The 19,689-nt window shown below is 42.3% G+C and carries 21 protein-coding genes; 6 read left to right on the top strand and 15 right to left on the bottom strand.

The features are described from left to right. Positions 1–11: 11 nt before the first annotated feature. From A3K86_RS21325 to A3K86_RS21315, 3 genes are all read right to left on the bottom strand, one after another. The gene (locus A3K86_RS21325; RefSeq protein ID WP_068337163.1) at positions 12–1,148 is read right to left on the bottom strand and encodes an HlyD family secretion protein; all 1,137 of its coding nucleotides are present in this window, start codon (positions 1,146–1,148) and stop codon (positions 12–14) included. A gap of 536 nt (positions 1,149–1,684) precedes the next feature. After that, on the bottom strand, positions 1,685–2,560 hold the full coding sequence (locus A3K86_RS21320) for a WYL domain-containing protein (protein WP_198160452.1): 876 nt from the start codon (positions 2,558–2,560) through the stop codon (positions 1,685–1,687). 393 nt (positions 2,561–2,953) lie between these two features. Further along, the gene (locus A3K86_RS21315) at positions 2,954–3,427 is read right to left on the bottom strand and encodes a 2TM domain-containing protein (RefSeq protein ID WP_068336354.1); all 474 of its coding nucleotides are present in this window, start codon (positions 3,425–3,427) and stop codon (positions 2,954–2,956) included. A gap of 307 nt (positions 3,428–3,734) precedes the next feature. On the opposite strand from A3K86_RS21315, the gene A3K86_RS21310 reads away from it, so the two are divergent. Then, positions 3,735–4,112, top strand: coding sequence for a c-type cytochrome (locus A3K86_RS21310; protein WP_068336351.1), 378 nt, complete (start codon positions 3,735–3,737; stop codon positions 4,110–4,112). A gap of 103 nt (positions 4,113–4,215) precedes the next feature. On the opposite strand, the gene A3K86_RS21305 is transcribed toward A3K86_RS21310, so the two are convergent. Next, positions 4,216–5,502, bottom strand: coding sequence for an L-cysteine desulfidase family protein (locus A3K86_RS21305; RefSeq protein ID WP_068337156.1), 1,287 nt, complete (start codon positions 5,500–5,502; stop codon positions 4,216–4,218). Between the two features lie 300 nt (positions 5,503–5,802). Beyond that, the gene (locus A3K86_RS21300) at positions 5,803–6,255 is read right to left on the bottom strand and encodes a methyltransferase family protein (protein ID WP_068336347.1); all 453 of its coding nucleotides are present in this window, start codon (positions 6,253–6,255) and stop codon (positions 5,803–5,805) included. 88 nt (positions 6,256–6,343) lie between these two features. Here A3K86_RS21300 and A3K86_RS21295 point away from each other — a divergent pair, with 88 nt between their 5' ends. Next, positions 6,344–6,763 (top strand): DUF3010 family protein, encoded by a 420-nt coding sequence (locus A3K86_RS21295; RefSeq protein WP_068336345.1) that lies wholly within the window; start codon positions 6,344–6,346, stop codon positions 6,761–6,763. A gap of 81 nt (positions 6,764–6,844) precedes the next feature. On the opposite strand, the gene A3K86_RS21290 is transcribed toward A3K86_RS21295, so the two are convergent. From A3K86_RS21290 to A3K86_RS21280, 3 genes are all read right to left on the bottom strand, one after another. Further along, on the bottom strand, positions 6,845–7,654 hold the full coding sequence (locus A3K86_RS21290; protein WP_068336342.1) for a hypothetical protein: 810 nt from the start codon (positions 7,652–7,654) through the stop codon (positions 6,845–6,847). 54 nt (positions 7,655–7,708) lie between these two features. Further along, entirely contained in the window at positions 7,709–9,556 is a 1,848-nt protein-coding gene (locus tag A3K86_RS21285; protein ID WP_068336339.1) for a M3 family metallopeptidase, read from the bottom strand. A 147-nt stretch (positions 9,557–9,703) separates the two neighbouring features. After that, positions 9,704–10,081 carry a hypothetical protein gene (locus A3K86_RS21280; RefSeq protein ID WP_068336336.1) on the bottom strand — a complete coding sequence of 126 codons (378 nt, stop codon included), beginning with the start codon at positions 10,079–10,081 and terminating at the stop codon, positions 9,704–9,706. Between the two features lie 208 nt (positions 10,082–10,289). Here A3K86_RS21280 and A3K86_RS21275 point away from each other — a divergent pair, with 208 nt between their 5' ends. Beyond that, on the top strand, positions 10,290–10,631 hold the full coding sequence (locus A3K86_RS21275; RefSeq protein ID WP_068336332.1) for a hypothetical protein: 342 nt from the start codon (positions 10,290–10,292) through the stop codon (positions 10,629–10,631). A gap of 93 nt (positions 10,632–10,724) precedes the next feature. Here A3K86_RS21275 and A3K86_RS21270 read toward each other — a convergent pair whose 3' ends face one another. Continuing rightward, complete coding sequence (locus A3K86_RS21270; RefSeq protein WP_068336329.1) at positions 10,725–11,267, bottom strand: hypothetical protein; 543 nt, start codon at positions 11,265–11,267, stop codon at positions 10,725–10,727. Between the two features lie 258 nt (positions 11,268–11,525). Here A3K86_RS21270 and A3K86_RS21265 point away from each other — a divergent pair, with 258 nt between their 5' ends. From A3K86_RS21265 to A3K86_RS21255, 3 genes are all read left to right on the top strand, one after another. Further along, positions 11,526–12,491: a LysR family transcriptional regulator gene (locus A3K86_RS21265; protein ID WP_068336326.1), complete on the top strand. Its 966-nt coding sequence runs from the start codon at positions 11,526–11,528 to the stop codon at positions 12,489–12,491. A gap of 399 nt (positions 12,492–12,890) precedes the next feature. Further along, entirely contained in the window at positions 12,891–13,541 is a 651-nt protein-coding gene (locus A3K86_RS21260) for a CatB-related O-acetyltransferase (RefSeq protein ID WP_068336323.1), read from the top strand. A 330-nt stretch (positions 13,542–13,871) separates the two neighbouring features. Next, positions 13,872–14,417: a hypothetical protein gene (locus A3K86_RS21255; RefSeq protein WP_068336321.1), complete on the top strand. Its 546-nt coding sequence runs from the start codon at positions 13,872–13,874 to the stop codon at positions 14,415–14,417. Positions 14,418–14,483: 66 nt separating this feature from the next. Here the strand turns inward: A3K86_RS21255 and A3K86_RS22895 are convergent, their stop codons facing one another. From A3K86_RS22895 to A3K86_RS21225, 6 genes are all read right to left on the bottom strand, one after another. Continuing rightward, a complete protein-coding gene (locus A3K86_RS22895) occupies positions 14,484–15,089 on the bottom strand; it encodes a PEP-CTERM sorting domain-containing protein (RefSeq protein ID WP_068336318.1) in 606 nt (201 codons plus the stop codon). A gap of 245 nt (positions 15,090–15,334) precedes the next feature. After that, a complete protein-coding gene (locus A3K86_RS21245; RefSeq protein WP_068336315.1) occupies positions 15,335–15,937 on the bottom strand; it encodes a 2OG-Fe(II) oxygenase in 603 nt (200 codons plus the stop codon). Positions 15,938–16,150: 213 nt separating this feature from the next. Further along, positions 16,151–17,485 carry a DEAD/DEAH box helicase gene (locus A3K86_RS21240; protein ID WP_084406716.1) on the bottom strand — a complete coding sequence of 445 codons (1,335 nt, stop codon included), beginning with the start codon at positions 17,483–17,485 and terminating at the stop codon, positions 16,151–16,153. Positions 17,486–17,626: 141 nt separating this feature from the next. After that, the gene (locus tag A3K86_RS21235) at positions 17,627–17,944 is read right to left on the bottom strand and encodes a DUF1840 domain-containing protein (protein WP_068336311.1); all 318 of its coding nucleotides are present in this window, start codon (positions 17,942–17,944) and stop codon (positions 17,627–17,629) included. 5 nt (positions 17,945–17,949) lie between these two features. Next, positions 17,950–18,525 (bottom strand): rhomboid family intramembrane serine protease, encoded by a 576-nt coding sequence (locus A3K86_RS21230; RefSeq protein ID WP_232322037.1) that lies wholly within the window; start codon positions 18,523–18,525, stop codon positions 17,950–17,952. Between the two features lie 129 nt (positions 18,526–18,654). Continuing rightward, positions 18,655–19,479 (bottom strand): crotonase/enoyl-CoA hydratase family protein, encoded by an 825-nt coding sequence (locus tag A3K86_RS21225; protein WP_068336308.1) that lies wholly within the window; start codon positions 19,477–19,479, stop codon positions 18,655–18,657. Between the last annotated feature and the right edge of the window lie 210 nt (positions 19,480–19,689).

Below are 19,689 nucleotides of genomic sequence, written 5' to 3'. Positions count from 1 at the left end.
TGGCTAAACACTTAACGGGCGTAAGACATAAAACTTATTAAGCGAATCCATATTCGCCCAAAAGCATTAAAGAAGGTATTGTCACCACTGTAGACAATCACATCAGCCTGACCACCAATACGCAGTAAACCACTGACTTCTTGATGATCGAACTCAATCATAATTGGCAGCATCTGAGTTTGCCTCAACCAGCCAGTTTGATTATTTGCCTGTGCTAACTTGCCGGCTTGATCGTTTTGCCCCCAATCCACCCCCCAATCAACACTGGTTACCTTGCCTTTAATTACTCTACCGGGAGCAAAATCTAAAGCGACTTCAACTTCATCGCCAGCTTTAATATTACCTAGGCTGTTTTCACGAAAATAAGCTTCGATCCAAATACTTTCAGTTGATACAAAAGTCATCAAGGCTTGCCCTGCCGATGCGTAAAAACCTTCCGATAAACTGAAATTCGATACGCCACCCGCTGTTGGAGCTTTAATCGTTGTTCGCTCTAAATTCAGCTGAGCTTGTTCTAGGGCTAACAGTGCCGCTTTGATTTGGCTGTTGTCTTGTCCTCGCGCGCCAAGTTGCTGTTTCGACTTTTCTAAATCCGCCTGCGCATTGACCACATTCGCTTTTGCTGTCGCCAGATCAGCCCTTGCCTGATCCGCATCAGACTGTGACACAACACCCCGCCTCGCCATTGCAAGCACTCGATTGGTCTGCAATTTACTGTTTTCGAGCTCAACATTTGCTGTTGTTAACCGAGCTTGCGAAGCCGCTATCGCAGCTGTTTGTGCTCCTACATTTTGCCCTGCTATTTCAAGGTTCTGCTCAGCTTGTTTTACCGCAATTTCATAATCGGCAGGGTTAAGATTAACTAACACATCTCCTTCAAGAACAGGCTGATTAGGCTCCACTAAAATATTCAGTACCTGCCCAGATACCTCTGGTTTAATCGGCACAACATACCCCTTCACCCGAGCATTATCAGTAAAAGGAATGATGCGATCTGAAATGATGCTAAAAACCAGCATCGAAAAAACCACCAGTAATAGAATGTTAGTGAAACGACGAACTTTATTTATCCTTTGTCCATCTTTCTGCCCCTCTTTCGGCGCTTCGCTTGCATCAGTTTTTTGGCTACTGACGCCTTGCTTACTAATACCTTGTTCATTAAGGGACGTATCTTGCTTTCGTTCTTGTTTTTCAGACGGAGAAGTCTCAGACATACTCTCTCCCACTAATGTCGATCAACACTCGTACAAACGGCATTGTTAATCAATGCAAACAACTAGATCCTTAATAAATCTATCATCGAGAGCTGAGGTTGCTTTCTCATTAGTGGTAAAGAGAATAATTTTTGTGGGCCGTTTACTATTTAATAAACGATAAGAGCCGTGCAATTAAAATAATCAAAAGCTACGAGAAGGAAAGACTTTAATATCATTGTCTTTCAACTCACTTAATAATTTTAATCTTACCGCTTTGACATGGGCTTTCGCTTTTATCTTCACAAGCTCACGATGACGCTTATTTTCATTATTTAAAGTTTTATTAGTTTTCCGCATGTCTTACATTCATATATTGCTTTGTAGAAAAGTTTTTGAAAAAAGTTACGTTTAACACGCACAACATTGCTGTGCTGACAAGATTTATTTTTCATCACACTAATAAATGGCTCAAATTGTTAAGTTAACAACTAAATATTGTTTAGCTGCATTTTAATTTGGTTAATATTTCTAATTGCCAACTGTTGATATTCAGGTAGTTCTCGACTCTCAGACAAACTTAAATTTAAGCAACTTAAGTCATAATGCAGTAAAGCTACGGATGTTTTATGGATCAAAACATTGTCTTGCATGCCATAATCTAACGCTACAAGCTGCCTTTGTTTATCGTTCAAACGAGGATCTGCAATGAGTTCTAATTCAATCACTGAGTGCCAATTTTCGTCGTCAGCAATGCCATGTTCCGACTTACCAATACATTCAGGCTCACCACAGAAACGGCTTAGTACAAAGTCTCGATATTGGCGATTCTTTTCGCAATAAGCTCTAACATGCCAACGTAGAGGCGTTTGTACTAATGTATGCGGCGCGATAACGCGCGTCTCTGGCATTGGGTTGTACAGAGAGACATATTCAATCTCTAATCGCTGCTGATGGGTGATAGCAGAAACAATTGACTGAATAACCTCTGGCTTAATATTTCGTGGCGGAGAAGAAACTGTCGCAACATTATTAAACCCCCACCCTATATGGCTACCTTTGGATACCAAGCGTTGATTCATCCCAAGAAGTAATAAGTAATCCTCAGCTCGACCATCGGTAAGAACAGGAACAAAACTTGACGAAGGTTTATATCCCTTCAAGGACTTATCGTACTCTAAATTATTTGGTGCTATCTCTGTAATATAGGTATTGATATCTTTTGATGCTTGTTGACGACCAATCTCGAAACAGTTTTGAAGATGATTCGTTGTTAATCGCCCTTCCCACAATGCGATGATCTCAATAAGTCGAAAACGATTGATCTTATCGTTTGAGTAATGCCCCATAGGTACAGATAAAGCCATTAAATTAATTCCACGTCAAACATACACCCCCATCATACTAGCTCAACTAAAAAAGTGAAGTAGATATTGTCTTTTTACACTGTTACTTAACTATGCTCAGTACAAAAGAGACTGACCTTCTTACTGATATCGCACAAATGACTGAGCAGCTAATCGATACTAGTAGTCTTGCTGGCAACAGGGCTATTATTTTGATTTTTCGCGAAGTTTTCTAGTGTGATAGAAATCGACATGTCGTCAGAAGCGACACATTCTTTGTGGGGCGTGAAAGTCGTCTGAAAACGCGAGTATACCAACTCTCGCATTCGATATTGTTTTAAGAAAAGGAGCAATGACTGTTGCTCCTCCTCATATTCTATTCGCTACGTCGGTGGGTCGAAGCCCTTAACAGGCTTACAACTTACGTCCTAGGCGCTTCTCGACTTGTTTCTTTTCCCAATCGGCATTGAAGAAATTCACCAAGTCGAAGGTATTTAAGGCTTGTATCGCTAAACCTATCCCCCAGCCCATTGCAGGCCACCAAGCCCAAATATCATCCGGGCTAGTAAACAAGTTAATGGCGAATAGCATACCTATCACAAGTACATAGGTCAGCAAGTGTGAGTAGAAGCCTTTAATGCCACGTACATAATCTAATGCTTCTTGCTCATCTTGGGTGAGTTTGATGTCTTGTTCGTTGTTCATTTCTGGCTCCTTTTGTAAATCTGATACTTGAACTTCAAATACAGCAGCCAAAGACTTTAATGATTCCAACCCCGCTTTTTGGCCTCGCTCAATACGTTGTATCGTTCTGATACTCAATCCACTCATTTGGGATAATTGCTCTTGCGACCAACCACGCTGAAGTCTTAGTTTCCGTACAATCATGATTTACATCCCTTCTGCTGTTTACTCAAGCATACTGATTTACAGGCTGACACATCACGTCAGCAAGGCGACACCAGCATGACACTGCTTAATTTTCAGATAGTTAGAAATTAACGCTAGCACTCTATCCAGTGTTTAAAAAGATAGAGCACAAACATATACAAACTAGATCACGTCACAAAACATGAAATAAATGCGTATTTCACAAAGCAATTTTAAATTACGCATTGATTTTACAGTTTAACGTTCTGTATATTTGCGCTATAACTATATCAAGCAAGACGTTGCCGTTAGAGAGGGATAATAAATGAAGAAGCGTATTCTCGGCACAGGGTTAGCCATCGCTATGATGGGCGTGGGATTATTTAGCTATAAATTTATCAGTGATAACCAATATGGTGCGCCAGACCTTGCCAACGGCAAAGTAAAATTCAACACGAATTGCGCGGTATGTCATGGTGATCGAGGTTTAGGTGATGGTCTTGCAGCAGCAAGTTTAACTATCAGCCCTGATAATATTTATGAGGAAGTTTCAAATCCATTCGGCTTAAAAAGCGAACTCATTAGTTCAGTGCTAGATGGTGACAATGGACAAGGTGGACTCATGCCCGCATTCAAAACCACTCTGACTGAAAAAGACGTCGACGATATTCTTGAGTATGTACGTCACGCTAATACTCACTAGTACCAACAGCGTTAACAATAACTAAAAAACGGGCATAATAGATAACCATCATGCCCGTAGTTCATTTACATCGACCAATGTCAGTTATTAAAGGCAATGCACTTTATTTACTAACCATAATCTCTAAAATCTGTACGTCGGTTTGCGTCATCGCCCCATTTGCCAGCGATGACAAATGACGGATAGTCGCATCAACATCAGTATCGACAATTCCTTCATTGCCAGTCACACGAATACCATCAAGAGCCATCATGGCCGCCTTAATCGCTGCGCTTGCTGACGATGAAACTTTCATTGCACAACTGGTTTTCGCACCATCACAAATAATGCCTGTGATATCGCCGATCATATTGCAGATTGCTGCGCTGATATGGCTAAACTCACCACCTAATAACCAGGTCATGCCTGCAACCGCCCCCATTGAAGCCGTCGTTGCACCACAAAGTGCAGACAATTTATTTTGGTGACTTTTAATGTAAATCGCCATCAAGTGAGAAAGCATCAATGCTCGGATCAACGTTTCACGATCTGCCTTGATATGATCCGCCACCACAACCACTGGCATAGTGGCAGCAATACCTTGGTTACCCGAACCTGAATTACTCATTGCCGGTTTCATTGCCCCATCCATACGCGCATCAGAAGCGGCAGAGGTGCGACGCATGATATCCGTCATCAAATCTTGGCTTAATAACCCACGGTCAATATTGCGCTGAAAAGTTTTACCAATTTGTAGGCCGTAATCACCTGTTAAGCCTTCTTGAGATAAAGCATCGTTTAATTGGTATGCCTGCTCGATAAAATCAATATCAGCAAGAGGAGCAAGCGTTGCGAACTCAAACACATCTTGCGCGCAAGCCTGCTCGAACGGGTTTACGTGTTGTGGCTTATCTGAAGTAGCTTGATTGTCAGCGGCAAAAATAATTTGATCGTTTTCTTTTATTTCAACAACCTGAGTATGAGTGTCGGCAATAGTCACAGCAATTGCACGCTCACCAGCATGAAGCGTCACTTGAGCATAGAGAATATTGCTGACTGAAGCGACACCAACAGATACTCGTTCTTGCTCAAGCAATACTTTTGCCTGAGCAACATCGCTGTCAGTAATGTTTTTCAACACCTCTAGCCCAGCATCAGGATCGCCCGCTAACGCACCAACAGCGGCAGCGATAGGCAAACCCACCATACCTGTTCCCGGAACACCAACACCCATGCCGTTCTTCATTAAGTTAGGCGACACCAGAACTTCAATACGATCAGGTGTTACCGCTAAACGACGAGCTGCAATCGCCGCACTCAGTGCCACAGAAACAGGCTCAGTACAGCCAAGAGCTGGTACTACTTCACGCTTAACAACATTAATAAAACCGTTCCAGAGATGCTTGTTCACGTTAACCACCCACATTATTGGTAATTTAACTTACCCCACACTTGTGCTGATAAGTTATTAATAAACATAATTTTTATGTGGTTAATATAGGTGCTTTCTGAGGAAAAAGGTTTTCAATGTTTAGTCTATTTTCGGCATCAAAAGAAAAATATTTCCCAGCCAAACGATTAAATGGGAATGGATTTCTATATTTGAACTAGATCACGTTAAATTTTCTAGATTAGACATCCAAATTAACACAATCAATTTTTTAGCTACGACACATTAGCAAGGTATATCTAGCTCGGTTACAGCTGTGACTCAGCACCACCGTCTAACTTGCTGGCAGTATTGTTTGTAGTCATCACCGAACTTCAAATTAAGCATTTCTTCTTCTGGTTCAATTTGGAAATGGTTCATGTAAAGAACAAACAGGATCACCATGACTATTGGTGATAACACAGACATATACAGCCATGCTGCTAATAAGAAAAAAACTAATCCTAGGTACATTGGATTACGGGAATACTGATAAATGCCGCTGGTCACTAAGGTGGACGCATTAGTCGGCTTGTGAGGGTTAATGGTTGTTCTGGCCTTAGCAAAGCTCACGACACCAGCCAAACCAAAGAAAGCCCCTAAAGCACACAGTAACAACATCACCCCCTGCTTGCCCCAAAATGAAAAATGCCACCAAGGCCAATGCTGCCCTACACCGTACATAGCTGCGAGTGTAATAAGCATTAATAATGGGGGTGGCAGCTTTAAATACATACAAAATCTCCGTTGAACACTTTCAACAACTGACAAGGCGTTGAAAGTTGAATAGAATGAGCGGCTGATCTAAATCATAGGTGAATACATGAAAATTTGTGCTGTTGAGCTACGTAGCAACGAAGCCATTATCTGTTTGATGAACAAAAATAATGGTCTGTTAGACATTCCAGATTGCCGCACTCAAAAATTCATTATCAAGGATTCGTTAGATAACCAAGAAATGCGCGATTTCCAATTCGCATTTAAAAAACTACTTGATGATTACCAAGTGGATCGTGTGGTTATCCGTACTCGTGAAACACGTGGTAAATTTGCAGGCAGCGCAATTGGCTTCAAGCTTGAATCAGCAATCCAGCTGATCGATGGTCTTGACGTTCAATTCATGAGCTCGACAGACATCAAACAAGCACTGAAACGCACACCTCTAATGGTTGATTTCCGTGGCACAGGTCTGCGCCAGTTCCAAGAAGCGGCATTTACTACTGCTTTCGCACACCTTAGCTAATTGAACGCAATACGCGAAACTATTTTCAAGCGGGGCCTTTTGGCTCCGCTTTTTTATTCCCAATCTAAAACACACTCCACTTTACTGAGTCGTATAACGAATCGCTTGCTGATGAGAGTAATGACCATCAGGCCAAACCTGTTTTGGATAATGATAATCGTCAGACTCAATAATTGTGATCATCTCAGGTAAGCCTTTCGACAGTTCGACTCTATTCTTAAGTCGCATTTCATCTGAGTACAAATCAGCCTCTGAACCTAAATATGCCGCAGTCGCCAAATAGAAAAACTCAATTGTCTTGCAACTATCATCACAAGTTGGATCGTCATACGCGTAGTACCCTTTAGCTTCTGCCTGTTGCCACTGCTGATACAACAAACTGGCTTTTGCTCTGTTATCACTAAACACGTGAGGGTAAAGTGTTTGCCAACCTGCATTAACAATTAAATGATGAATCTCTTCTTGTGATGCATCACGTTCACCCACTGGCGCAGTTTCAAACACCGCAAGATCTTGCCCTACTCTATTTTCTAGCTCTGGCTCTAGGCGTTCAAAAGCAGCTTGAGAGAAACCTCTCTCGCTCATAGCTAACAAGGCTTTATTTGCGCGAAGAGCATCAAGGATTTTTGGCTCATCAACTAAGCCATCTTCATCATTATCTAGCCATTTGGCTGTTACATTCGCGGCATGCTTAAGTTTATCCAAGCTCACTTTACTAGTCGCACAAAGAGTTACTGCGTCAAAAACCACGGCTTGTTGCGTAAACATTTGAGCAGGACAACTTGAAATTGCATTGGGTTGAGGCTCAAATTCCGACGACAGAGTAGCTGCATAGGTAAAAGTTGAGGTAACAAGAGGAAGCGCAAAAGCAAGGCTTGAAAATTTAAACATGAAGATATCCAAAAGATTGCCTGCAGCTAACTTGCTGCAGGCAGATAGGTAAGATTAACGTCCGTAAGTCGTTTGAATATAGCATTCGAAATCAACACAAAGCGCTTCATCAGACTGCGTGTTTTCGGCTAGCACTTTGGCACCATCAACAACAGCAATACTTGCGTTTAATGAAGCAATCTCTGCTCGTTCTCGTCCAGCTAAAGCAGCGATCTTGTCTTGCTCGGCTCGCCACGCTTGTTCTGCAGATAAATTACATTCATCAGCCAAGTATTTAGCATTAAAGCCTTCACCAGTGAGACTCTCGATTGTCGCGCTATGAGTCACACTATTACCTTTATGCCAATAATGCTCCGCCAATAGCGGTCCAATTTCAGGGTTATCCGTCAAGTAACCAAATTTTTCGGTGAAGTAAGCACGAGTCTGATAAACCGCCATATTGGCAAGCAAGTAACCTTGATAAGAACAAGCAGCTTCGTCAGATAACAAGTGTGGAATAGCCATTAATGGACGAGGACTACACGCTAAACCCAGGATTTTATGTTCCATCTCACGGGCAAGCTGTGTCACTGCTGCAGGGGTTAGCTGTGCTTCATCCAATTGATATAGCGCGCGTTCAAAATACGGTACCACCAGCAGGCTACGCTCCATGAATGAGCGGAATGGCTGACGACTATCAACCAATGCCTTAATTACCGCATCTGGCACAGGGTTGCCTTGTTCATCATGAGCGTACAGCTTCAACCAATCTCCATCCCCTAACAAGCTATCGCAGAACATGGATTGGGTTTCAGCATATGCCATCGAGGTTGGTGCAAACTCCTGAGAAAAACATGGCGCGTTCATTTTCATATTTGAAAAGTGCGCGGCATGACCACCTTCGTGGAACAAAGTATTAATCCCATCATAACCACTACCGACTTGATCAGGTTTGGCGTTACTGGTGAAGTTAACTTTTGCCGCGATCCACTCGCCTTGATCATAAAACGCAGGTACAGGCCCATGACAAAAACCATTCTCGTATTTGCCTTTACGGTCGAGTAAATCGAGCGTCAGTTCAGCGCCAGAATAATCAATATTTAAACGCCCGAACGATTCCACCCAACGACGGAGGGATTGCGAAAATGGCACATACGGATCCAAATCACGCATCGCATCACCTGCGAAAGAGAACACAAAATTATGCCCTTGCAAGGCTTGCAGCCCTTTTTGCTCAGCTAATGCCGTCAAGCTAGCTTGGTTACTCGCGCTGGTTCGATGCTCAAAATCTTCTAAAATAGTGAACAGCTCATCACTGGTCATTTTTTCAGTTTTAACTACCGAGTAATCGAAGAAATTGGCAAACCCCAATGAACGTGCAAAGCGGTTACGTAATTTCACCAAATCGAGGAAACCGTTCACCAACAGCCATTGCTCTAGCTCGAGTAAAGCTTGATGAGAGGTTTTACGAACCGTTTCATTCGCACTGGTGCGAATATTGGCGCCCAGCACTGGCAGTGAGCCAACAGCGGATTCACCATTTTCATCGGTAAAACGCATCTCGTACTGTTGTTTTTTCTCAAACAAATCCGCTTCAAACTGAATGATTTCAGCTTTAAGTGCTTGTGCTTGTTCCGATTCCAATGCGTGCGCTTGAAACGTATTAAGCCATCCCGTTAGTCCAATGATGGTTTGCTCACGCTCTTGAGGGTCACTAATTTGTTCTGCTGCCACTAATTGCTCGCGTACTTGATGAATACGATCAGCGGTGCTTAAAAAAATCGTCCACTCTTTTTGCGCTTGAGCTGAACCTTGGTGATCATCACTGGTGCCCATGTAAGTTTGCCAGAAGAAGTCTTCTTTGGTTCGATGAACGTCGAGGTATTCGCGGTTAAGAGCATTCAGAAAGTCTGTTGCTGTCATTTTCATTCCCTAAATATGACCAAATGAACGGCATTTAATATCATATTGCGCAATGAAACGCAGCTTTGTATTTCACAAAGCTAAGAAAAAGCGCACTAAATCATATTGATAGCGACAATAAGCAAGAGACTTTGTTTTGTACTGGTTTTAATACGGCAACTGCTCAGCTTCTACACCTATGTGATCAGGCGCGATATGTTCAGTAAATTGAACCGCAGAAATACTTGTATGCCCTAACATTTTCGCTTTGCACACTCGGTGCATGCCATCCATCACCCGTCCTTGATGACATAAAATGATGGGATAAGACAAGTCGGCCTGATTAATCAACTTGGCATGTTCAAGTACATTACGACAAGTTGGCTTTGCACCACCTAAGTCGTACCAGAATGCTTCATCCAACTCATTAATATCTCCCAAAGCTACCTGCTTAACGGGTAGATCTGCGGTTAAACGGATCAACCTAAAAACGTCCCATGACAATAGCCCTTCATCTGACAGTCGAAAATGATATTGCTGACGCATGATATTACCCTTTAAGTAAAACAAATAATCTCAACGACTATATACAAGAAGAAAATCGTTATCAGTTCAGACTGCTCACCTTGCCAACAAATAAGCAATTGCACACATATTATTGAGCCGCTTCACAATTCACCTCAATGATGAAATAAATTCACATTAAACGGCTAACGTTAAAGAGGTTTTATAGGAAATTTAAGGAGGTACTTGGATGTCATGCTCTAATACTCACTCCCATCCAAAGCATGTTCATGGACCTGATTGCGGCCATACCGCAATTCGTCATGGCAATCATATTGATTACCTTGTCGATGGTGTTTTACATCACCCTCATGGTGACCATTGCGACGAGCACGCCATTGAAATCAACGATCATAACCCTAACGAATGTAAACCTGTGCATACTTGTGGTGAACACAAACACGGGCCGAATTGCGGGCATGAAGCTGTGAAGCACGGTGATCATATTGACTACATAGTTAATGGTCGCCTACATCACCAACACGGTGATCACTGTGATGATCATGGCCCTGTCGAGCTTGTTAAAGCATAACGGGTAACTACAAATAAAAAGCCGAAAGTACTTATAGTACTTTCGGCTTTTAAAAATCAGATTAACAAATCGATAAGTAAGAAAAACCAATTCCTATTCTTGTAAAGACGACTTACCGTACATTTCATAGTCACGTGGGATCAATTCAGTAACTGTGGCATCTGTTGCTTCAGGTTCAACAGAAGGGTTTGTAGGGTAATGTTGACCATCATGCACCATTAATCGATTGGCACCATTGCTATACATTACCAAATCAGCCCAGCCACTCTCACCTTGTTTACCCACTGACACTGGTGATTTTGCAACCGTGAAATAATTCAACTCATTGCCTTGGTCATCAAAAATATAGAGGTTACAACCACCTGAACCACAAAAATACGGGTCTGACATTAAGACTAAATATTCTTGGTTTCCGTCTTGGTTTAAGTCATGTTTAGCAAAGGTAAATTGAGCATGAGAAATTAACTCTCCTTCTGGAGCTACGATTTTATCTTGCACCAACGCCGATACAAACGTGAGTGCTTGCTCATGACTCTCAACTTGGCTATCGACTTGAGTCGCTGCTGCATTTTCTTGTTCTGGTGAACATGCAGCTAAAGAAACAACGCCAAGCAATAAAGGGATAAGTTTTAACATTGTCTAACGCCTCTAAAAGCAATTAATTCAACAACAAACATAGTGGCAATATTACATAAAGAATTACCAACAAACAATCATTTAAAATGTATCAATATGCGCCTAGCTATAGTCTTTGCTAATTGATGGTATCCAATTTATATCCAGCAAGGTGGGAACAAATTTGCCATAAATCTCAGCAAGCTTATCGTCCCATATACCTATTTAGGTATACACTACCGCTGATACTCAATTATATCTTCTGTGAAGGAATTTACCGTGTCGCTCACCAATCAACTGTCGTTATTTATTGATGTGGTTCAGCAAGGCTCTTTCGCCAAAGCCGCAGCCCTGCACGATATGGACAATTCATCTCTTTCAAAACAAATCAAGAAGCTTGAGGCCAGTCTTGGTGTGCAGCTACTTAACCGCTCTACGCGCTCATTTTCCCTAACCCCAGCAGGTGAAGAAATCTTAGCGCAAGCACAGAATATGGTAGAAACTTTAAAGCAAATTAAAAACATTGCTGATTCTTACCAGTCGGAACCTACGGGGGTATTGCGGATCACGTCACCGATTTATTTTGGGCAGCAATATCTGCAACCTGTGATCACCCGTTTTATGAAGCAGTACCCTAAAGTACAAATCACATTATCGTTAGATGATAAACGTGCTGACATTATAGGTGAGCATTTTGACGTCGCCTTTCGTATTGGCAAACTCACCGAGTCTAATTTAATCGCTAAGAAAATTGCCAATACCAACTTCGCCATTGTCGCTTCAGAATGCTTTATCAAAGAACATGGGAAGCCTCAAACTTTAGAAGAGCTACTTGCCCTTCCTGCGGTTATTTACAGTAATGGAAGCCTGAATTTAGACACCATCCATATCAGCGAAACACCAAGCAGCGACAAATTGGTAAATATTAAAATGCATGGAAATTATCGTGTCAGTGATGTTCGGACTATGATGGACGCTGTAAAAGGAGGTTTGGGCTATAGTCGTGTTGACTTATTTCACCTCGACAGCCCAATTAACGAGTTAAAGCTTATTCCTTTACTCACCGACTACACCCTATCAAATATGAACACTGGCATTTATGCGGTATATCCACACCGAAAGCATACTCCGCTGGTCAGCGAGTTTATTAAAGCAGTTCAGAGCTATATTGGCACCCCACCATTTTGGGAACAGCATATTCCAAATTACGATCAATGCTATAAAGGAATTCAATCACCTTGTTGACAGGATTTACAATCACGCTACTATAGCCAGCCTAAGAAGTTTCTTAGCTACATTAAAAACCACAGACTGAATTCAACGGAGGCGACAATATGTTACGACAACTACGTAATCCACACTGCGTCGTCTTTCCGATCGCGTACTTGAAGCAACCTCAAATCGCTTAGCTATGGCAGTGAAAGAAGTTTTCACTGCCGTCTATGACAATTGAAATCAAGTTAGCTTCACGATAAACAGCCAAGCTTTAGCACGCATTAATTCGCTGTTGTCGCGTCTAAATTCCTCATAAACGGCATTGTTATTTTTACATCAGTCGGAAAAAGTATCTAAACCGTTACTTTTTCTGGTTTGTATTAATGCACCAGAATAGTTGTTCTGCGTGCTTAGTGAACGGATAAAACAATGACCACCAAACACTGGACTAAAACCGAGCTCCTACACCAAGTTGTAACTAATAAAAACATCCATATCAAAGGCACACACAGTTACTACAGTGACGCTTACGATAACGGTTTTGAAGCCTCTGTTGTGCGCTACCTATTAGGTGATGAGCAAACACGTCATAGCGAACCACGTTGGCAAGTAGACCAACTCTACATCGGTGATTACGTTTGTATTGCCGCCGAAACGGTGATCTTAATGGGAGGAAATCATACCCATAGAGCAGATTGGTTTTGCTGTTACCCTTTCATGGATAAGATCGAACAAGCTTATCAATCTAAAGGCGACACACACATTAAAGATGGCTGCTGGATTGGCATGCGCTCGATGATCATGCCCGGCGTCACATTGGGCGAAGGCTGTATCGTTGCTGCAAACAGTGTAGTCACAAAAGATGTCCCTCCTTACGCTGTGGTTGGCGGAAATCCCGCTAAAGTGATCAAATATCGCTTTTCTCAACAGAACATTACTCGTTTAATTGCACTAGATATCTACAACTGGTCATCTGCAAAGTTTGAGGCACTAAAAGAAGCGATTTGCAGCGATGATATTGGACAGTTAGAGCAAGCACATATCAGCTACGAAGCTGCACAAAGAAATCACAGCGAATAACTCCTAGCGATTTAATCATCGTATAAGTCCTGCATCAGCCCTGTTTAACACTTGGTATTTCTCATCAAGAAGACAGGGCTAATACCGCATCTTAATTAACGGTTATAAGAATAAGTACCTGATCATTGCCTGCTACACTGAACACAGGCTTTTTCATGCACCTAAAGCCAAAAAGAGAAGCTGAATATTTCTCAAAACTGGATGTCGATATTGAAACAAGTTATGCAGCGCAGTCGACCCGTTCTAGAAATTTAGTTTCTCTTTCAAAATCACCTCGAAGCACGAAATGCCCTTGCTATCTTGCTTACCGTACATATTTAAGAGGTATCAATGATGAAATGTAAACTTGCCGCGCTCATTATCAGCTTATGTGCTTTTGGGGTTCAGGCTCAGTCCATGATAATAACCAAAGAACAAATTAATCAGATGATTACGTTGATCAGTACCGATATGGAAAGAAGCGGTCACCTCTCAAAATTGTCGTCCCTGTCGGGAAAAAGCCCAGAACAAGTCAAAGCTATCACCACTGGTGCGATTAGCACATGCATGAACAAGCATTATCTTGGCAAAGACATGAGCAAAATGGATAGCGGCCTTGATAAACAACTCGAAACTTGTACCAACCAAGAGCTAAAGAAAGGCTTCGATGTTTCTCAAGCGACTATCGATAAATGGCAACAAGCGATTGAAGCGGATGAAAGCTTGGCAACACCGGAACAGAAAGAGCTAAAAGCGATTGAAAAAGAGCTCAATCAGTTAATGACCAAAAATGATTTAACCGACAAAGACATGAAACGCGTACAGGAGCTCACGGCGAGACAAACTGAAATTGCCGTTGAAATGGCAAAACAATATCAAATGCAGTCCCAGCAGTAATACCAGCTACCTAACAAAACTGCCCACATAATGTGGGCAGTTCTATTATTTTTCTAGCAGAAATCATTAACTGTTTTTCTTGCGACGGCTAAAGCCTAATCCTGCTAAACCAATGCCCAGTAATGCAAGTGATGCTGGCTCTGGTACCTTGTACACAAAATTATCAGCATTGTAGGTTTCTGCTATCCCAGGCTGACTACCTGAACGAAGAACAACTGAGCTAATCTCCATGTCCGAGGTAAAGCCAAAGAATTGCCCTGTAAAGTTTGCAGGAATTTCTGTTGTCAATGTGGTTCCACCAGCCGTGATTTCAATACCCAAACCTTGACCCGCTGGTGATAAATCCCAATTTGCACCGAAAGCGAGAATAGGATAATCAAAAGTAATCGTTGTACTACTACCTGACACTAAACGGTCATTGAGACGATCATTGGCAAAACCAAAGTCTGTATGACCACCGCCTTGAGCCGTAATCACGAAATCTTCACTGCCGTCATTGTTAAAGCCAGTAAAGTCTTCTTCACTAAAAGCGCCAACAGCCGCTTCCCAATCAGCACGGTTTTCACCAGCACCCGATCCATCGAAGATATCCAAAATTGCAGCTTGAGCATTCGCGGCTACTAGTGAGCTACAGATAATTGCTGTTGCTATAAGGCCTTTTTTAAAGTCCATCTTAATTCCCCTTTCAAGAGCAGTATGTAAAGTTCTTCTTCACATTTCGGTTCGCACTAAAGAGGAATACAAGATATATACCAACAACCAAAACCACAGTAAGTACATGTTTAATAAGGTTTTATATTGGCAATGATATAGTATTACTATGAGAGGTGTAAAAAATACTGACGCAATACTCAAAAATAAGAGCCCATTCTAAAGATTAATAATACCTCTAAATAATGAGCTCATACCAACCGGAATTACTGCGCGATATCGAGTTTATTAGCTGTCACACCATTGGTTCTAAACCAACCTGCAATACTAAAACGCGGTGTATTGGTCGGTAACACTTCGTGAGGGAATTGCTCCGACAAAAACACAAACAGACGACCAGACTTAGGCGGGATTTTAGCAATCAAATTATCATCCAAGTCGTAAACTACCAGCTCGCCAGCATCTTGCTCAGACCACTCATCGTTCATGTAGAACACTGTCGTTAAGCGGCGGTTTTCGTTACCACGAAAACAATCTAAGTGCTTTTGGTAGAAGTCACCTTTTTCGTACTTAGCAAAATGTGCTTCGTATTCAAAAAGCCCAAGATAGAAATAGCGATTTACTTCTGCTCGAATCACTTCCATACGAGCAAGAAAATCAGCCACAGGCGCACCTTGATCTGGCGCTAGCCATTGAATTTTGTCACTCCGAATCGAAGACTCACGCATTGCTTCATCATTACGACCAATGCAGGCTTTCTTCCATTGTTCTGGAATACAGTCTTTCAGCGCTGTTACTTCAGTTTCAGAAAGAAAGTCATCCCAAATGTAGTAACCATGAGTTGCTAGAGCATCGATTAATTTTTGCATGATGGCGGTATCGCTCGTATCCAAAAGAAGGATGCGCGTTATATACCCAAGCGCCACCTGCAACAAATCAGCTTATTTATCGTCACCATCAAAATAATCAATTACTGATAAAAGCTTCATAAACTCTGAGGTAATACAACACAGCCAAATACAACAAAGGCAGCCTAAATAGCTGCCTTTGTTACAATAAGTTGTGCCTGCTGGAGGCTCAGATTATTCAGATGCCTGCGAGCGACCTTGTGGTTTTCCTTGAGGTTTAGCACCACGACGTGGACGTCGCTTAGGCGCAGGATTTCGACGTTTAGCACCTGCACCACGCTCTAACTTAACCTCAGGAGATTTATCGTTAGATTTCTTCGCCGATGGTTTTGGCTTGTTCTTCGGCACATAATTTAGAATTGAAATCGGCACTTCTTTACGCGGCTCGAAACCTTCAATTACTTTACGAGTGATTAAATGCCCTAAGCGGCTTTCGATCATACAAAGGTTTTTGAAGTTATCTTTTGATACCAGAGAAATCGCTTCACCCGATGCACCTGCACGACCGGTACGGCCAATACGATGCACGTACTCATCTGCAGGGTATGGCAAATCGTAGTTCACAACGCGCTCAAGGTTATCGATATCAATACCACGCGCAGCAACACCAGTAGAAACCAATAGCTTCAGCTCACCTGACTTAAAATCTTGTAGCACTTGTTCCCGAATCGCTTGGCTGCGACCACTATGGAACGCTTCAGCTACAATGCCACGCTTTTCTAGCTGAGAAACTAGCTTGGCGGCACCATGTTTAGTTTCGATAAAGATCAACGCCTGCTGCCAATCATTTTCTTTAATAAGATGGCTCAATAACGCTGATTTTTGATCTTTATCTACTGTCACCAACCATTGATCAATCTTTGGTGCAGCATTGGCATCAGCTAACACTGAAACTTCAACTGGGTTAGCAATCGCTGTTTTTGCTAGTGCGCGAACTTGCTTAGACAAGGTTGCAGAAAACAACAGGTTTTGACGATCAAGCGGTAACCGCTCAATGATTTTGTTGATATCTTCAATGAAGCCCATATCAAGCATACGGTCAGCTTCATCTAATACCAGCACTTCTAGCTCATCAAAGTGAATCGCCTTTTGCGTACACATATCAAGCAAGCGACCTGGTGTTGCCACAAGAATATCAACACCTTGAATCAAGCGCTTTTTCTGTGCTGCGGAATCTACACCACCGTAAATCGCTAAAGACGAATGATTTGAATACTTGCTGTACTGCTGAATATTCTTTTCGACCTGCACTGCCAGTTCACGAGTTGGCGTCAAAATCAAAGCTCGAATACGCTTACCACGTACTTTTTGCTGACTGTCCAGCATGCTTAAAATCGGTAGCGCAAAGCTTGCTGTTTTACCCGTACCCGTTTGCGCACCTGCAATCAGGTTGCGTCCATTAAGCACAACAGGGATCGCCTGCTCTTGAATAGGCGTTGGGGCGTCATAGCCCATTTCAGCAATAGCTTGTTGAATTGGATCACTTAATCCAAGCGTTGAGAATGACATGAAAACTCTCGGTAATTTGTGGCAATCAAGCGGCGCAGTCTATCACAGAGTCGAATCATGTTGTGTTTTGTTTCAGTTTAATCACTAAAAACCACAGCCAAAACACCTAAGTTAGCTGTGGTTTTATTCATGATGGAAGCACTACTCGCTCGAATACATCACGAAACAGTCTTGCTGTTGCGCCTCTTTTAGCATCGCAATCAGCGGAATGGCACGTGTACCAAGACCGATTGGCGGTTCGTAGTCGATGTCATCTTCGTCAACATCAGGGTCTTCCTCTGGCTGTGCAGGTAGACGTGACAAGTGACGCTCTAAATTAGCCAGAGCCGTAGGAATGTCTTTTGACTCGATGACTCCAGGGACATTTTCACCTTGCCCCATCAAATGCAGTAATTGCTTAGCAACATCACCAAACATGGTGATATCCGCACTGGCTTTACAATGAAAGGTAATCAACATACTCCTTACCCCACTTCAATTTGTTTCGACTTATCGCGACGGGCAAAACGAAAACCGGCAAGAATACCGGCTAAAGCACCGAAAAGATGACTTTCAAAGCTGATCCACTGGTGCACAGGCAAAAATCCCCACACCATAGAACCGTAGAAAAACATCACAATCACGCCTATCACGATTGATTTAATGCTTCTAAAGATAAAAGCATAAGTGATCAAGTACGCCCAAAGCCCGTAAACAATGCCGCTTAAACCAATATGGAAACTTGTGCGCCCAAACAGCCATACCCCAATACTGCTAACAGCCCAAGTGATCACGATAACCGCAATCAAGCGTGCACTCCCCGAACGTGCAACAAGAAATGCCAGCACCGAGAATGAAATAAGATTACTAATAAGGTGAGACCAAGAGCCATGAAGAAAAGGATACGCAACTAAACCTGTTATATGTGTAATATGGCGAGGCAACAGACCGTAATCGTTCAGCGCTCCACGCATCGCAATATTGATGATATGCACAACAATACAAAGTAAGCATACAAACCCAATTAACTTAATGGCATCACGATCTTTTTGACTTAACACATCTCACCTTCTTCCTTTGATTAACATATAAACCTATATGCCACATCAAGTTACCTATGGCTAGCAAGGAACGAAATATCGTTGAACATGCGGTACCTATCTCCAAAAAAGCACTTTCCAAAACAGTGTTTACCAAAAGGACTGACGCTGCTGATAATCGATATCGCTCGCCGTTTCACCTTTAAGCTGTTTACGTTGGCGTTTACCAGCAATAAAAAAGTTTTTTCCAAGAAGAAGTCTTACTTGGCTTAGGGTTTCACGTGCTAACAGCATACGCTCAGATCCTAACCAACTCTTGTTAGTTGAATGCTTAATTGCCGCAATGGCATCGGGCGACGCCTGCGAGATTTTTTGACAGAAAGCTACAGCACAAGCCATAGGATCATCAACAACTGCTGTTGCTAAACCTAATGCGTGAGCCTGTTCCCCAGAAATGATCTCGCCAGTCATAGTCAATTGCATTGCCACATCGCGACCCACTACTTCACGTAAACTAAGCAGTCCAGCCATATCAGGCACCAGCCCCCAACGCACTTCCATGATCGACAATTCAGTTTCTGCAGTAACGTAACGGAAATCCGCCCCTAACGCGATTTGTAAGCCGCCTCCAAAGCAGCGACCTTCGAGCACAGCGATAACAGGCACTGGTAGCGCTCGCCAGTTTCGAGATACTCGCTGAGCGAGATTTGCGTTACCCGGTAACCACTTCGCCAACAACTTCAACATTGAAGACTTAGCGGTTGCCATGCTTTTAATATCAAGCCCACTACTGAAGTTTCCCCCAGCCCCTTTTAAAATAACAGCACGGATATCACGGCGCTTTTTAAGAGCTGAGCTGATTTTATCTAGCTCTTCAAACATGGTGATATCAAGGGCATTCAACTTATCTGGTCGGTGTAATTCTACAGTTACGATCCCGCTATTTTCTTCTACACGTAATCTTGTCCACTCCATCACATGCTTCCTTGTTGTGATTTTACATATTCGATGTTAAATCTAGATTGTTTACTCTATATTTATGCCGCTACGGCATCGAACTCGCTTCAATATACTTGTAAGAATAACTTTAGACCTAAATATTAACTAAGAATATAACATGCTGATTAATTGCGCATGTGGAACAGTGTTGAATAGAAAACGATTGCACAGTGCAATCAATTGAGT

Source organism: Photobacterium jeanii, from assembly GCF_001650345.1.
Lineage (GTDB): Bacteria > Pseudomonadota > Gammaproteobacteria > Enterobacterales > Vibrionaceae > Photobacterium > Photobacterium jeanii.
This window is presented reverse-complemented; position numbering and strand designations above follow the sequence as displayed.